The sequence below is a fragment of the Edaphobacter dinghuensis genome (assembly GCF_014640335.1).
GTDB lineage: Bacteria > Acidobacteriota > Terriglobia > Terriglobales > Acidobacteriaceae > Edaphobacter > Edaphobacter dinghuensis.
Genome location: NZ_BMGT01000001.1, coordinates 851,319 through 865,420, shown reverse-complemented (window position 1 = coordinate 865,420; position 14,102 = coordinate 851,319). Strand labels below are relative to the sequence as shown.

12 protein-coding genes are annotated in these 14,102 nt (G+C 60.3%); 3 read left to right on the top strand and 9 right to left on the bottom strand.

Features of this window, described 5'->3' with window-relative positions; all coding sequences use genetic code 11:
• Positions 1-390: 390 nt before the first annotated feature.
• The 6 genes from IEW09_RS03475 to dnaB form a co-directional block, all read right to left on the bottom strand.
• Entirely contained in the window at positions 391-1,428 is a 1,038-nt protein-coding gene (locus tag IEW09_RS03475) for a Gfo/Idh/MocA family protein (RefSeq protein WP_188552739.1), read from the bottom strand.
• Positions 1,429-1,635 carry a hypothetical protein gene (locus IEW09_RS03470; protein WP_188552738.1) on the bottom strand — a complete coding sequence of 69 codons (207 nt, stop codon included), beginning with the start codon at positions 1,633-1,635 and terminating at the stop codon, positions 1,429-1,431.
• Between the two features lie 281 nt (positions 1,636-1,916).
• Positions 1,917-3,101 (bottom strand): alanine racemase, encoded by a 1,185-nt coding sequence (gene alr, locus IEW09_RS03465; protein ID WP_229739052.1) that lies wholly within the window; start codon positions 3,099-3,101, stop codon positions 1,917-1,919.
• A 39-nt stretch (positions 3,102-3,140) separates the two neighbouring features.
• Positions 3,141-3,869, bottom strand: coding sequence for a helix-turn-helix transcriptional regulator (locus tag IEW09_RS03460; protein WP_188552736.1), 729 nt, complete (start codon positions 3,867-3,869; stop codon positions 3,141-3,143).
• 10 nt (positions 3,870-3,879) lie between these two features.
• Positions 3,880-4,263, bottom strand: a complete 384-nt coding sequence (locus IEW09_RS03455) for a VOC family protein (protein WP_188552735.1) — start codon at positions 4,261-4,263, stop codon at positions 3,880-3,882.
• A 156-nt stretch (positions 4,264-4,419) separates the two neighbouring features.
• Positions 4,420-5,817 (bottom strand): replicative DNA helicase, encoded by a 1,398-nt coding sequence (gene dnaB, locus IEW09_RS03450; RefSeq protein WP_188552734.1) that lies wholly within the window; start codon positions 5,815-5,817, stop codon positions 4,420-4,422.
• A gap of 132 nt (positions 5,818-5,949) precedes the next feature.
• Between dnaB and IEW09_RS03445 the strand changes: the two genes are divergently transcribed.
• Positions 5,950-6,249 carry a DUF5076 domain-containing protein gene (locus tag IEW09_RS03445; RefSeq protein WP_188552733.1) on the top strand — a complete coding sequence of 100 codons (300 nt, stop codon included), beginning with the start codon at positions 5,950-5,952 and terminating at the stop codon, positions 6,247-6,249.
• 6 nt (positions 6,250-6,255) lie between these two features.
• On the opposite strand, the gene msrA is transcribed toward IEW09_RS03445, so the two are convergent.
• Complete coding sequence (msrA, locus tag IEW09_RS03440; protein WP_373282797.1) at positions 6,256-6,876, bottom strand: peptide-methionine (S)-S-oxide reductase MsrA; 621 nt, start codon at positions 6,874-6,876, stop codon at positions 6,256-6,258.
• Between the two features lie 109 nt (positions 6,877-6,985).
• Positions 6,986-8,995 (bottom strand): tRNA uridine-5-carboxymethylaminomethyl(34) synthesis enzyme MnmG, encoded by a 2,010-nt coding sequence (gene mnmG / locus IEW09_RS03435; protein WP_188552732.1) that lies wholly within the window; start codon positions 8,993-8,995, stop codon positions 6,986-6,988.
• A 92-nt stretch (positions 8,996-9,087) separates the two neighbouring features.
• On the opposite strand from mnmG, the gene IEW09_RS03430 reads away from it, so the two are divergent.
• Positions 9,088-10,197, top strand: a complete 1,110-nt coding sequence (locus tag IEW09_RS03430; RefSeq protein ID WP_188552731.1) for a mechanosensitive ion channel family protein — start codon at positions 9,088-9,090, stop codon at positions 10,195-10,197.
• Between the two features lie 18 nt (positions 10,198-10,215).
• On the top strand, positions 10,216-10,587 hold the full coding sequence (locus IEW09_RS03425; protein ID WP_188552730.1) for a VOC family protein: 372 nt from the start codon (positions 10,216-10,218) through the stop codon (positions 10,585-10,587).
• Position 10,588: 1 nt separating this feature from the next.
• On the opposite strand, the gene IEW09_RS03420 is transcribed toward IEW09_RS03425, so the two are convergent.
• Positions 10,589-13,891, bottom strand: a complete 3,303-nt coding sequence (locus IEW09_RS03420) for a TonB-dependent receptor (protein WP_188552729.1) — start codon at positions 13,889-13,891, stop codon at positions 10,589-10,591.
• Positions 13,892-14,102: the final 211 nt, after the last annotated feature.

Here is a 14,102-nt window from a genome sequence, read left to right as displayed (position 1 = left end):
TCAATCAAACCACCGCGAAGCGGCTTCCGCTCTGCCGAAGGCCGGAGTGAAGGCGAAGCCGAAACGACAGATTCAATCGCCCACGCCTTCCCAAATCCTCAAAATCCCGGCAAAATCTCTGTCAAGCCCTCCATCCCTCTCGACAGATCAATTAACTAAAACAAAATAAACAACTTAAACCCTGAAAATATAGTCCCAAAAGCTGCAAACCAGTTTAGACCAATTCATTAAAATAGACCCAGCAGAAGAGGAAAAGCCCAGACAAAAAGGCTGGGCCTAACTCATTTAGAAACAATAGCTTGAGTCTAAGTCGCAAAGAATGAAGACTTTACATTTTAAGTCTCCTGAAATCAAGACTTTGAGACCAAAGTACCCCAGGGGGGAGTACCCCTAAAGTCCGGTTCGCTCCGCATGATCCGCAATCGCCCGGTTGATCTCCAGCGCCAGCGCCAGCGCAGCGCGCCCGTCCTCACCCGAGACCACCGGAACCGAACGCTCACGTACCGCCGTCAAAAACGACTCAATCTCCAGCCGCAGCGGCTCGCCCTGCTCCACCGCAACCTTGCTCAGCGAAAGCCCAGCCGAAGGATGCTGTCCCGCAGACTGCGCCATAGCCGCCAGCGCCGCAAGCTGTGCCGGGTCCATCCCGGCAGCGGCGGCCACATCGATCATCAGCAGATCCTGCCGCGCAAAGTCGAGCGAAAGATACTGATGCGGCTGAAAGAACCGCAGCTTCCGCACCCGCTCCGTGCTTACGCGGCTGGCGGTAAAGTTGGCGACGCAGCCGTTCTCGAACTCCAGCCGAACGTTGGCGATGTCCACCTTGTTCGAGAGCACCGGCAGTCCAACCGCTCGCACCTCGCGCACCGGCGAAGCCACGAGACTCAACACAATATCCAGATCATGGATCATCAGGTCGAGCACAACATCGACATCGAGCGACCGCGGCGTAAACACGCTCAAACGATGCGCCTCAAAAAACATTGGCCGATGCAGATGCCGCCGCGCCGCCGTCACCGCCGGATTAAACCGCTCCAGATGCCCGGCCTGCACAATGCGACCATGCGTCCGCGCCAGCTCCAGAATTCTGTCAGCATCGGTAAGGTCCGCGGCCAGCGGCTTCTCCACCAGCAGATCGACGCCCGCAGCCAGCAAAGGCTCCGCCGCCGTCGCATGATGCACCGTAGGCACGCAGACCGAAGCAGCATCAAGCTTGCCCACCGCACTCAGGCAGGCAGCAACGCTATCGAACGCGGGCACGCCAAACTTCGCCACAGCCTCAGCCGCAACCGCGGCGTTCTGATCGACGACAGCAACAAGCTCGACATCTTTGCCGGCATCCTGAAGCTCGCGATAAACGCGAAGATGGTTGCGCCCAAAGGCTCCCGCCCCGACGACAGCGACACGCAGTGGACTCGAACCCGCCACTTATTTAATAGGAGCTTCGACGGCCTGGCGGCAACGCGCATACAGTTCGAGCAGGTGAGTTACCTGGTCATCCGACTTGGGAGAAGCGGTCACGCCAAAGCCTGTGGCTCCCGCGCCCTTGCTGCCGACATTGGCCTGTGCCGCGACAAACTTCAGCAGATCGAGCGCGATATCTTCAGTGCGCCGCGCCGTTGTGATGGATTCCATGAACTCGTCCCTCATTTCTCTTTAGCCGATCTTAATTGGCCATGCGACAAGGTGCAAATAACGCCCCGCATGGGTAGTTGGTTAGGTTGAGTTAAGGAACAGGCTTAAGAAGGCCCAATAGAAATCGCAAAAGTCCATAATGGCCGATGCAATACACGCTCGCTGCGATAGATAAGACGCCTAAAATTATCTGCACCCACGTCGGTAGCCGATCTATAGCTTTTGAGACGATTCCCATTGCAAGTCAATCCTCTCAGAAACCTTATCGAATCACCATCACCTCACACCAGCCGCGATTCCACCCTCATGCCGCAAACAATCTCATACGCAATCGTATGCGCCAGCCGAGCATGATCGTCCGCAGTAACGCCATCGCCCAGCAGCACCGCTTCATCACCAACACTGACGCCCGCAATCTTCGTCACATCCACGATCGTAAGGTTCATCGAGACGCGACCCACAATCATCGCCCGCTGACCGCCAATCATCACCCATCCGCCCGAAGCCGTATCCGATCCCGAAAGCTCGCGCCGCAATCCATCCGCATATCCAACCGGCAAAAGCGCCAGCCGCATCGGCCTCTGCGCTGTAAAGATCGCGTTATAGCCAACCGTATCGCCAGCCTCAACCTCGCGCACGCCGATCACCCGCGTCTTCCATGCCATCACCGGACGAAGCGCAGGCTCGACCATCGCCTCGCCACCTTCAACCGGCAGGCAATATCCATAAAGCGCAATCCCGGTACGAACCATCGCCCGCGCACCAGCGCCTGCCGCGACTGCCCGCAGCCAGACCAGCGATCCGCGATCACGCTCGCTCACCGCACTGTTATCGACAGTAGAAGAATTCCCCGCATGAACCCAAACCGGGCGCAAACCCGATGCAGCAACAGCCGCCATCGCCTGCTCGAACCGCTCCCGCTGCTTGAGCGTAAGCGGCGAGTCCGCAACCTCCGACGAGGCGAAGTGCGTCATCACGCCCTCAAGCCTTAAGCTCGGCTTCGCAGCCAGCCAAGTCAACAACTCACGCAGCTCCTCGCCCGGAACAACGCCCTGCCGCGCCATTCCTGTATCAATCTCCAGATGCACTGCCAGCGGCTCCGCATTTAGCCGCGCAACCGCCTCAGCCAGCCACTCCATCTGCTGCCGCGTCCACACCACCGGCGTCAACCCATGCCGAACAATCGTCTCAGCATCCTCTTCGAGCAGTCCCGACATCACCAAAATCTTCGGCTGGCTCTCTGCCGCAGTCAGAGAAGCTCGAACCGCAACGCCCTCTTCGGCATCCGTCACACCCAGCCACTCAACGCCAGCACGCGCCAGCACAGGAGCACACACTTTCGCACCGTGGCCATAAGCATCCGCTTTGATGACCGCCAGCACAGCCACGTCCTCGCCCGCGACCCTGTCAAGCGCAGCATAATTTACAAGCAACTGCTCTTCGGAGATCTCCACCCAACTCTTCACAACTCTTATCCTAACCGCCGCCCGCATCGGCTCTTTATCCTAATCGCCGCCGGTCACCAACCCTTGACGGCTTGGCAACCGCTCGTCCCTCGGCGTCGCCGCACGGATAAAGTCCTCAAGCGTCTGTCCTTTGCGCGGAACGAAGGTGCGGTCGAGCACCAGCACGTCCTCCATGCGGTCGATGCGAAAGGCACGAAAGTCCTTGCGCAGCTCGCACCACGAGGCCAGCGTCCACACGCCGCTCCAGAATGCTAGCGCCAGCGGACGCACTGCACGATTGCTGCGCTCGCCGTCTTCGCGCGCATAGCCAAACTCGATGGCGCGCTTCGCGATGCAGGCCGCGTGCAAGGTGTCGATCCGTTCGCGCAGATGTTGCGCCATGTGAAAGCCACCCGGCGCGAACAGCAGAATCGAGTCCAGCTCGTTACGCAGCTCCGCAGGCAGCACGGCCTCAATCCGTTGCAAAGCCTGATTCGCCGCAATGACGTTCTCCGCACCACCCCACGCGCTGACCAGCCGCATTCCCAACACCAGCGCCGTTAATTCACTGCGCGTAAACATCAGCGGAGGCAGATCGTGGTCGCGGCGCAGGGTGTAGCCGACGCCAGCCTCACCCTCAATCGGCATGCCTGAGAGTTGAAGGTCCTGAATATCGCGATAGATGGTCCGCTGCGAGACCTGCAACTTCTCGGCCAGCTTCTGCGCCGTCAGCAGACGGCCGAGGCGCAGAAACTGTACGATGCGGAAGAGTCGGTCAGCACGTCGCATAAGTGTGATCTTAGTGCGAGTGCAGCCCGATGTGGTTGCCTTCGGTATCGCGCAGACAGGCAAAGTGGCCATACCCGCCGGGAACCTCTGTCTTGGGCATCAGCACCAGACCACCCGCCTTCGAGACGCGGGCCAGCACAGCATCCAGGTCACCGTCACAGTTCAGGTAGACCATTGGACCGGTCGCGCCCGGCTTGTGGAAGACCCGCTTCACCAGCGTCCCTCCCGTCCCCGATTGATCGACCGGGAACAGCGACATGGGAACGCCCATGTTCTCGCGTCGCATCTTCTCTCCCAGCAGGGTCTCGTAAAAGGTCGTGGCACGGTCCAGATCTGCGCAAGGGATCTCGAACCAGTTGATAGCATTCTGGCGAACAGTCGTCGTCTTGCTCATGTGTCGCTCTCCTCAAATTCGGCTGACTTGAGTCCAAGCATAGCGAGGGTCTGCTGACAGCATTATGTCAGTAGGATTTGAGATTTGTATGGCGAATAAAATTCGAAACAGTTTCTGTCTTTTGCGCCGTTATCGCATCTGCAAAACAGCAAACCCTCAGTAGCCTCCGCCGCCACCGTCGCCCGCAAGATTCTCAAACCTCGTATAGTCAGCCAGATACGCCAGATGAACACTGCCCGTCGGCCCATTTCTCTGCTTGGCGATGATGATCTCGGCCTTGCCCTTCGATTCAGGGTCCTCGTCGCCGTTCTCGTCCTTGTTGTAGTAGCTGTCACGATGGATAAACGCCACCACGTCAGCATCTTGCTCAATCGAGCCCGACTCGCGCAGGTCGCTCAACATCGGCTTCTTGTCGCCGCCGCGCTGCTCGCTCGAACGCGAGAGCTGCGACAGCGCAATCACCGGAACCTTCATCTCCTTGGCCAGCGCCTTCAGGCCGCGCGACACCGACGAGACCTCCTGCGTGCGGTTCTCGAACTTCTTCTGACTGCCGCTCGCCGAGCCCGTCATCAACTGCAGGTAGTCGATCACGATCAGGTCGAGCCGACCCTCCTGCTGGTGCAGCCGCCGCGCCTTGGCGCGCATCTCGGCCAGAGTAATGCCGGGTGTGTCGTCGATGAACATCTTCGACTCCATCAATCGCTCGAGCGCGGCCAGCAGCTTGCTCTTGTCTTCCTTCGGCAGAAATCCGGTCTGGATCTTGCGCGAGTTCACCAGCGCCTCCGACGCCAACATACGTCGCAGCAGGCTCTCCTTCGACATTTCGAGCGAAAACACCGCGACCACCTTGCCACCATGCACCGCTGCGTTCTGCGCGATGTTGATCGCCCACGCCGTCTTGCCCATTGAAGGCCGCGCCGCAATAATAATCAGCTCCGAGTCCTGCAAGCCGCTGGTCATGCGGTCGAACTCGATGTAGTGCGTCGCCAGGCCGGTGATCTCACGGCCCTGCTCGTACAGCTTGTCGATCGACCCGAACGACGACTTCACAATGTCGCCGATGTCGGAGAAGCCACCTGTCACTGCATGTTCTGAGATCTCCATCAGCCTGCCGCTGACGTTGTTCAAAACATCCAGCGCTTCCTGGCTCTGGTCGGCCGCGTCGATCATGCCCAGATCGCAGACCGCCATCAACTGCCGCATCAGGCTCTTGTCGCGCACGATGCGCACGTAGCTCTCGATGCTCAGCTTCCGCGGCAGGCCTTCGCTCAGCGACGCGAGATAAGGCAGGCCGCCAATCGAATCCAGCTCCTTGCGCTTGCGCAGCTCCTCGCCCACGGTGACGATGTCGACGGCGTGTCCGATCTCCGACAGATGCACCATCACGGAGTAGATACGGCGGTGCGAGTCCAGCGCGAAATCGTCCGCCTTCAGCAGCATGGTCGCGTCATTGATCGCGACCGGCTCGACCAGCATGGCGCCGAGAATGGTCATCTCGGCGTGGAGGGAGGCAGGACGTTCCTGCTCGCCGACAATTTGTGGATAGGTTGCCATCGATTGTTACCCTAGCTGAAGAGGCCCTGCGGATACCGCATATCGCTTGTGGATAAAGCGGAAAACACGCTCTCCACAAAGTCTACTCTTATACTTACAGCACACTCGCACATCTCAGAGGAGAGCATCAAGATGGGATCAGAGAAAGTTCTAAACGTTCCACCCGCCGCCCAGCGCGACAAAGCGTCCTTCGAGGTGCTTCGCGTCTGGATCGCCGAGCAGGGTCAACACGTTAGCATCCGCAGCGGAGCCTGGGAAGACCCCTTCGCGTGGGGAATCGTCCTCGCGGATTTGGCCCGCCACATCGCGCTCGCCCATGAGTTACAGGGCGAAGCCGTCGACAAGGACGCCTTTTTGGAGCGGCTGCTCGAAGGCTTCACCGCCGAGATCGACAATCCCACCGACGAACCCGAGGGCGAAGTCACCCAGTAGCTTCGTCTACTCGCCCTTGTACTTCTGAAACAGCTCAGGAAAGTCCCGCTTCAACGTCTCGATCTTCGGTCGGTCGCAGACCATGATGTAAGGATTGTTGGGGTTATTGGTCGCGTAGTCCTGATGGTAGGACTCGGCATCGTAAAAGCCCTTCAACGGAACCACCTGCGTCACAATCGGCTTGGAAAAGATATGCGCCGCTTCCATCTGCGCGATGTAGGCCGTCGCGATCTTCTTCTGCTCGTCGTTTGAATAGAAGATCGCCGAACGATACGACGTGCCCACATCCGGCCCCTGCCGGTTCAACTGCGTCGGGTCGTGCACCGAGAAGAAGATCTGTAAAAGTTGCCCATACGTCAGTCTCGACGGATCGTAGACCACCTTCACCGACTCCGCATGTCCCGTCGTCTCGGTCGTTACCTGCGCATAGGTCGCCGTCGAAGCCGATCCACCGGAGTACCCGGCAGTCGTCGCCGTAACACCTTTTACCCGCTGAAAGACCGACTGCGTTCCCCAGAAGCATCCGCCAGCAAACACTGCTGTCTCGTGGCCCGACTTGGCCGTCTTTGTCTCATCGACGGCAGGCACGGGAGCCTTCGCCTGCGCGCTCACCTGGGTCATCTGCATCCCACGCCACGCCACCAGAACCACCGCAACCACCAGCAACGCCATCCATGCGAACCGCGACAACATTTTGCCTGTTTGCATCTCGAACCTCCACTGCATCCCGCTACTTTTAATACGCGCTCATGCCGGACGCAGATTCATTAAGTTGGGCTGCCGCGCTCCGTCGCCGCCCCTGAATCTCGATGTATCCATGAATCAGACTGACCGCCGCAGGCGTAACCCCGGCGATGCGACTGGCCTGCCCCAGCGTCTGCGGTCTCACCCGCGAGAGCACCTGCTTCATCTCAGTCGACAGGCCGCTCACCGCCGCATAGTCGAACCACTCCGGGATCAAGCGCTTCTCCGCCTTGCGCAGCTTCTCGATCGACCGCCGCTGCTGGTCAAGATAACCCGCATACTTGATCTCCGTCTCGACCGTCTTCATCTCGTTGCGAACCCATGCAGGCAACCGCGCATCGCCAGCCGCATCCATCGCCGCAACCCAGACTGCAAGCGTCTCGCCCTCGTTCGCCAATCGCTCTCGCATTAGCGGAGCAATCTCTTCCACCGCAACCTCGGGTCGCTTCAGCAACTGTGTAAACGTCTGTCCCGCAACGGCACCATCGCCATCGAGCCGCGCCACCAACTCCGCTGGCAGCTCACCGGTCTTCACCCGCACCGTCTCCAGCAGCTTCTCAAACGCCACAGCACGCGCTTGCTTCGCCTCGTAACCGGCCCACGCCTCATCGTCAATCAGGCCCAGCCGACGCCCATGCGGAGTCAGCCTGCGATCAGCATTGTCGATCCGCAGATGCAGCCGGAACTCCGCTCGCGAGGTAAACATGCGGTAGGGCTCGTTCGTTCCCTTGCTGATCAGGTCATCAATCAGAATGCCCGTATAGCCTTCCGTGCGGTCCAGCGTAAAGCCCTCTTCGCCGCGCACGGCAAGCGCAGCATTGATGCCCGCCATCAAGCCCTGACACGCAGCCTCTTCATAACCGCTGGTGCCGTTGATCTGTCCGGCAAGATACAGCCCCCGCATCGACTTCACCCGCAGCGTCCGATCAAGCTCCGTCGGATCGATCGCGTCATACTCAATCGCATAGCCGGGTCGCAGCATCTCCGCATTTTCCAGCCCCGGAATCGACCGCACCATCGCCGCCTGAATCTCCATCGGCAGGCTAGTGCTCATGCCGTTGATGTAGACCTCGTGCGTGTTCAGCCCTTCAGGCTCCAAGAAAAACTGGTGCCGCGTCTTTTCCGGAAAGCGCACAATCTTGTCTTCGATCGAAGGACAATAACGCGGCCCGATGCCTTCGATCTGCCCTGTGTACATGGGCGAGCGATGCACGTTCTCGCGGATCAGCCGCAGCGTCTCCGGCGTCGTGTGCGCGATGTGGCACATGATCTGCCGCAACGGCAGCGAGCGCGTGCGAAAGCTGAACGGAGTGGGATCGGCATCGCCCGGCTGCTCCTCAAACTTATCCCACTCAATCGTGCGGCCATCGAGCCGCGGTGGCGTGCCTGTCTTCAAGCGGCATTCGCGCAGTCCCAGCCGCTTCAAACTCTCGCCCAGCAAAACACTCGCAGGCTCGCCACTGCGTCCGGCGGTGTACTGCTGTTCACCACAGTGAATCAGCCCGTTCAGAAATGTTCCCGTCGTCACAACTGTTGCAGCCGCGTGAATCGTGCGGCCATCGCGCAGCTTCAACCCACGCACCACGCGTTCTGATGAACCTTCCACCTCTTCCACAATCAGGTCCACCACCTCGGCCTGCTTGATGAAGAGATTCTTCTGCCCCTCCAGCACCTCGCGCATCTTCACGCGATACAGCGCCTTGTCGCACTGCGCCCGCGGAGACCACACCGCCGGCCCACGCGATGTATTCAGCAGCCGAAACTGGATGCCGCAGGCATCGGCCACCTCGCCCATCACGCCGCCCAGCGCGTCTACCTCGCGCACCAGGTGTCCCTTGGCCACGCCGCCAATCGCCGGGTTACAGCTCATCTGCGCAATCAGATCAAGGTTCAACGTAAAGATCGCCGTACGCAGCCCCATGCGCGCCGCAGCCATCGCCGCCTCGCATCCAGCATGACCTGCGCCCACTACGACCACATCGTATTGTTCGGTAAAGCTCACTTCTCTATTTTAGGCTTCGCCGAAAAATCTGTTTGTTCCAATGCCGCCCGTGCAGGTCACTCACCCCGCGCCCCCAGCATCCAAGCTGAATAATGAATTCGATCTTCCATTTCAAACACGCCTGGTTTGTCGCAATCTTTTTCTTTTGTGCCACGCTCGTCATCGCCAATGTGGTGCATTATGTTCTCTTCCGCGTGCTCAAACGCAAGGAAAACCAGAAGCTTGGGACAGGTCTGGGCCTGCAGCGCTATCTCGGCGGCCCATCACGCGCTATCTTCCTGCTTACCTGCGTCCTGCTCGCACTGCCCTTTCTTCCCGTCCCTGACAACATAGAAAAGCTTCTCCAACACGGCTTCATCATGGCGATGGTCCTCGCTCTCGGCTGGTTCGCCGTCGGCTGTATTTATGTCCTGCAGGCCTTCATGCTGCGGCGCTACGACATCACCGCTGCCAACAATATCCGCGCCCGCCGCATCCATACCCAGTTCCAGGTCTTCCGGCGAATGCTCATCACCTTTGTCATCGTCATCGATATCGGTGTTCTGCTCTGGACCTTCAACGACCCACGCATCTGGCACTATGGCTCCGGCCTGCTCGCCTCCGCCGGAGTCGCCACCCTTGTGCTCGCCGCCGCCGCTAAATCGACTGCCTCCAACTTTCTCGCCGGCCTGCAGATCGCACTCACCGAGCCCATCCGCATCGACGACGTCGTTGTCGTCGAAGGCGAGTGGGGCCGCATCGAAGAGATCACCTCTTCCTACGTCGTGCTCCGCATCTGGGACTTGCGCCGACTCATCATCCCTCTCACCTTCTTCATAGAAAACTCCTTCGCCAACTGGACCCGCGAGTCGTCCGACATCCTCGGCACCGCCTTCCTCTATGTCGATTACTCCATCCCGGTCGAAGCGCTCCGCGAGCAGCTCAACCTCATCGTCAAGGCCGCACCGCAGTGGGACAAAAAAGTCTGCGGCCTCCAGGTCACCAATCTCTCCGAACACACCATGGAGATCCGCTGCCTCGTCAGTTCGCCCGACTCCGGCTCCAGCTTCGACCTGCGCTGCCTCATCCGCGAAAAGATGACGGCATGGATTCAGCAGAACTATCCCAGCGCCTTCCCCACGACCCGCTTTGCTTCCCGGCCTCACTCCGAGACTCGCAGCCAGCAATCTTCCAATCCGCACCCCATGGCTCAGCTAGACTGATTGCGAACAGGAGCGGCCATGACTCCCGACAGCAAACTCATCGGCTTCATTCCCACCCGCGACGCAGCCCGTGCTCTGGACTTCTATCAAAACCTCCTCGGCCTGCGCTTCGTCAGCGACGACGCCTTCGCCATCGTCTTCGAATTGAACGGCAACATGATTCGCCTGGTTCGCATCGAGGAGTTCACACCCGCCCCCTACACCATCCTCGGCTGGCAGGTCGAAGACATCGAGAGCTCCGTAAAAGAGCTCGCCGCCAAAGGGCTCGCCTTCCAGCAATACTCCTTCCTCGAACAAAGCGAAGAAGGCATCTGGACCGCCCCGGGCGGAGCCAGGATCGCATGGTTCCACGACCCCGACGGCAACACCCTCTCCCTCTCGCAGGATTGAATTAAAACTCCACCCGCAGCCCAAGCTGCACCCGCCGCTCTCCCGACTGCCCCGTCGAAGCCGAAGTAAACGTTCCGAACGGCTGCACGTTCAATTCCTCCGCAGACACCGTCGCTGCATTCTGAAACACCAGCGGCGTCACGCCATTGACCGCTGTCCCCACCAGAAACGCGCGCTGCATGATCCCCGAATAATTCACTCGATTCGTCACATTGAAGATCTCAGCCACACCCCTCACCTTTGCCTTCTCCGATGCCCTTAGCGTCCGGCTTATGCGTAGATCGAGATTAGCCGCATCCGGTAGCCGCAGCGTATTGCGCCCCACCGTCGGCAGATACACCGCGCCACCCGAGCCATTAATGCTCTGATGCCCACCAGTCAAACGCTTGCCACCGTAGATATTCAGGCTATACGGCCTGCCGCTCCGCTCCGTAAACACCGGAGCCACCGCCCACCCATTCCCCGCCGTCCGTAGCCATCGCCGACTGCTCGAAAATCTCGGCTCCCACACCGCGCTCGCCACCAGCTTATGCGGATAGTTCAGCGACGAAAGCCCCTTGTCATAGCGCAGATCGAACGGATCGAACTGCCCGTTCGTTCGCGGCGCCGCTCCGTTGCTCTCTCCAAAGTCGATCGCCTTCGACCACGTCCAGCTTGCGCGGAACTCCAGCCCCTTCGCGCTACGCCGCCGCGCTTCAATCACCAGTGCGTTGTAACTCGCATTCGCATCTGAGACGATGTCTGTCACTGGCCCATAGCTGGCATCGACGCGCTCGGAGTACACGGGCACGGCAAACATCTCGCCGTCGCGCACTCCCGGCGCACCCGTCCCGCCCTGCAACTGAAATGTCTCCACACTCGTCGCCGGAGCAATATTAATGTCCACCGAATCCGGAAGCTGCCGGTCCAGATTCATCAGATAAGTTGCGCTTCCCACCACGCCCGCGCCCACCTTGCGCTCGACCGTCAGACTGGCCTGCTGCACTGCGGGCAGTCGAAAGCGGCGATCGAAGACTGTGGCCGAGGTCGTCGTTCCCACTGCCGCCGGAGGCGTCGTCAGGTAAGCGCACGCATAGCCGAACCCCTGGTTCGCTACCTGCGGGCAGTCCGTCACTGTCGTCGGCGTAATTCGCACATGCGTCGCCGAAGTCGGCAGCGCCGTATTCACCAGCGCACTGCGAATCGTCGCTCCCGGCAGCCTTCCATAAAACAGCCCATAGCCTGCACGAACCACACCGCGCCCTTCGCCCAACGGCTCCCACGCCACACCCACGCGAGGGCCAACGTTGTTCCTGTCCTCGGGAAAGACGCCGGTAGCTCCGCGGGCGCCGAATTCGGCATCAAGCGCTATATTCGGCCGCTGCGGCAGCGGCAGCAGCTCATACTCATAGCGCAGCCCCGCATCAACTGTAAGTCCGCGCCGCACCTGCCAGTGGTCCTGCACATATCCGGCCCATTCTTGCGTATCGAACGTCACCGCCGCCTGCCCAAAGCTCTGCGTAAACGAGGTGAAACAGAAATAATGCGGCTGCGATCCAATCGTCGGGCAGCCGCCATTCGGGTAGGCATTCACGTTGAAGGTGTAATCGGTGATCCAATCCACCAGCCCACCGGCATGGCCGCTCGTCACACCGCTGTCGTAGTGAAACGCCCCCTCCTGCCCGCTCAATGAATCGATATAGTCATGCACGAGGCTAAGGTCGCCGCCCATCTGCAACTGATGCCGCCCATGCACCCAGGTCGCCATCTCCGCAAACTCCACTCGCCGCTCATCGGGATACGCCTTGCGCCCCAGCGAAGGCGGTGTGCCGAACGTCAGCCCATTCGGCCCAATCGCCACCTCGGGAGCGTAGCCGCCCGGCCCGACCGCAGGTTCCTGCGGCAACGGAGCGGACGCTTCCTCATACTGAAAGTCCCTGCCCACCGCGACACGCAGCTCATTGCTGAACTTCGCACTCTTCGACCACAGCCATCGCCCCAGCAGCGTGTCCACCTTTACATAGCTGCTGCCCAGGCTCGCTCTCCCCCGGTCGACTACCGCCGCCGACCTCACCCCACCGGGAGCGCTCGACCGCGCACGGTCATACTGCACACCCAGCCTGTTCTTCGCAGTCGCCTGCCAGTCCAGCTTGCCGAAGTTTACCGTCTGGTCCTGCCGGCGCGGCACCATCCCGGTCAGGCTGTCGAGATAGTCGAGCGCAGCATTCGACTCCGACGGCGTCACCCCGCGCACCCCCAACAGAACCAACTGTCCCGGCGTCAGAGAATAAAACCCCGGCTCCTGCGGCGAAGAGATCGCCGGAAACCCTCGCCGCTGCTGATCGAAGGCATAAAAGTAGAACAGCTTTCCCGGCACCGCCGCACCGCCCACGCTGCCGCCGAACTGCTGCCGCAAATCGTGCGGCTTCACCACGCCACTGGTCACCACGCCATCGGCATAATGCGTCGCAATCGAAAAAGGATTTGCCGCCGCCCACGCGCTGTCCCGAGCCAGATAAAACCCCGAGCCATGCAGCGTATTCGTTCCACTCTTCGATACCGTCGTCACCACGCCGCCGGCTGCATGGCCGTATACAGCCGAATAGTTTTGCCCGCTTACGCGAAACTCCCGCACTGCCTCCTGTGAAAACGTATAGGCCGCACCCGTGAGGCGCGTCCCACCGCGTTCACTCTCCGCGCCCGCTCCTCGCGGTACCGCGCCAAAGCTCTGATCGTCGCTCACTCCATCCACAGCCGTACTGTTCTGCGTCACCCCCAGCCCGCGAAAGCTTAACAGCCCTGCAGCATCTGCGTTTGCCGTTGGAGTCAGCAAGGCAAAGCTCTGCCATCGCCGCCCCCGCACCGGCAGCTGTTGAATCTCGTTCGCCGTCACCGTACTCGCCACCGCCGTCGACTCTACCGTCGAGCTTCTACTCGCCGTCACCGTCACCGTCGCGGACACGCCCGCCACACGCAGCCGGGCATTCACGCCGGTTACCGCGCCCACCTCCACCACAACGCCGGTCAGAACCAGCCGCTCGAACCCCGTAGCCTCTACCGCCACGCGATACGTCCCCACCGGAACCCGCGCCACAAGAAACTCACCGCTTTTATCTGAAATAGCACGAAGCGCAAATCCGCTCGCCGCGTCCTTCACTTCGATCGAAGCACCACGCACCGCGGCACCGCCTGCATCCATCACCACGCCATGCACCGCGCCGTCCACCGCCGTCTGCCCCCACGCAGCCGTCAGCACACTCAACAACATCAGCATCAGCGACAAAAGAATCGCGCGCAGACTCACGCGACCAGGCCCAGACGACATGCTCTCTCCGCAAACCTCGAAAACCGCTCAACCTCCGGACCGCAGGAAGACAGAACAACGATGCACACCGCCCATCCTCGTTACGAGGCACAGCACGTCACAGCAAGACTGATTCATAGTCAGCCGCAAATTATGTAGATCAGCCGCAGAGTAACGAACTTCCGGGCAATAAGGAAATGCCACCTTCGTTCTACAAGCAAAAAGGCCGCAA

Excerpts from the sequence above, each read along its gene's own strand:
- IEW09_RS03470 (WP_188552738.1), bottom strand. The coding sequence starts at position 1,635 with ATGGAATCCATCACAACGGCGCGGCGCACTGAAGATATCGCGCTCGAT.
- IEW09_RS03455 (WP_188552735.1), bottom strand. The coding sequence starts at position 4,263 with ATGAGCAAGACGACGACTGTTCGCCAGAATGCTATCAACTGGTTCGAG.
- IEW09_RS03445 (WP_188552733.1), top strand. The coding sequence starts at position 5,950 with ATGGGATCAGAGAAAGTTCTAAACGTTCCACCCGCCGCCCAGCGCGAC.
- IEW09_RS03430 (WP_188552731.1), top strand. The coding sequence starts at position 9,088 with ATGAATTCGATCTTCCATTTCAAACACGCCTGGTTTGTCGCAATCTTT.
- dnaB (WP_188552734.1), bottom strand. The coding sequence starts at position 5,817 with ATGGCAACCTATCCACAAATTGTCGGCGAGCAGGAACGTCCTGCCTCC.
- IEW09_RS03425 (WP_188552730.1), top strand. The coding sequence starts at position 10,216 with ATGACTCCCGACAGCAAACTCATCGGCTTCATTCCCACCCGCGACGCA.
- IEW09_RS03420 (WP_188552729.1), bottom strand. The coding sequence starts at position 13,891 with ATGTCGTCTGGGCCTGGTCGCGTGAGTCTGCGCGCGATTCTTTTGTCG.
- msrA (WP_373282797.1), bottom strand. The coding sequence starts at position 6,876 with ATGCAGATGACCCAGGTGAGCGCGCAGGCGAAGGCTCCCGTGCCTGCC.
- IEW09_RS03460 (WP_188552736.1), bottom strand. The coding sequence starts at position 3,869 with ATGCGACGTGCTGACCGACTCTTCCGCATCGTACAGTTTCTGCGCCTC.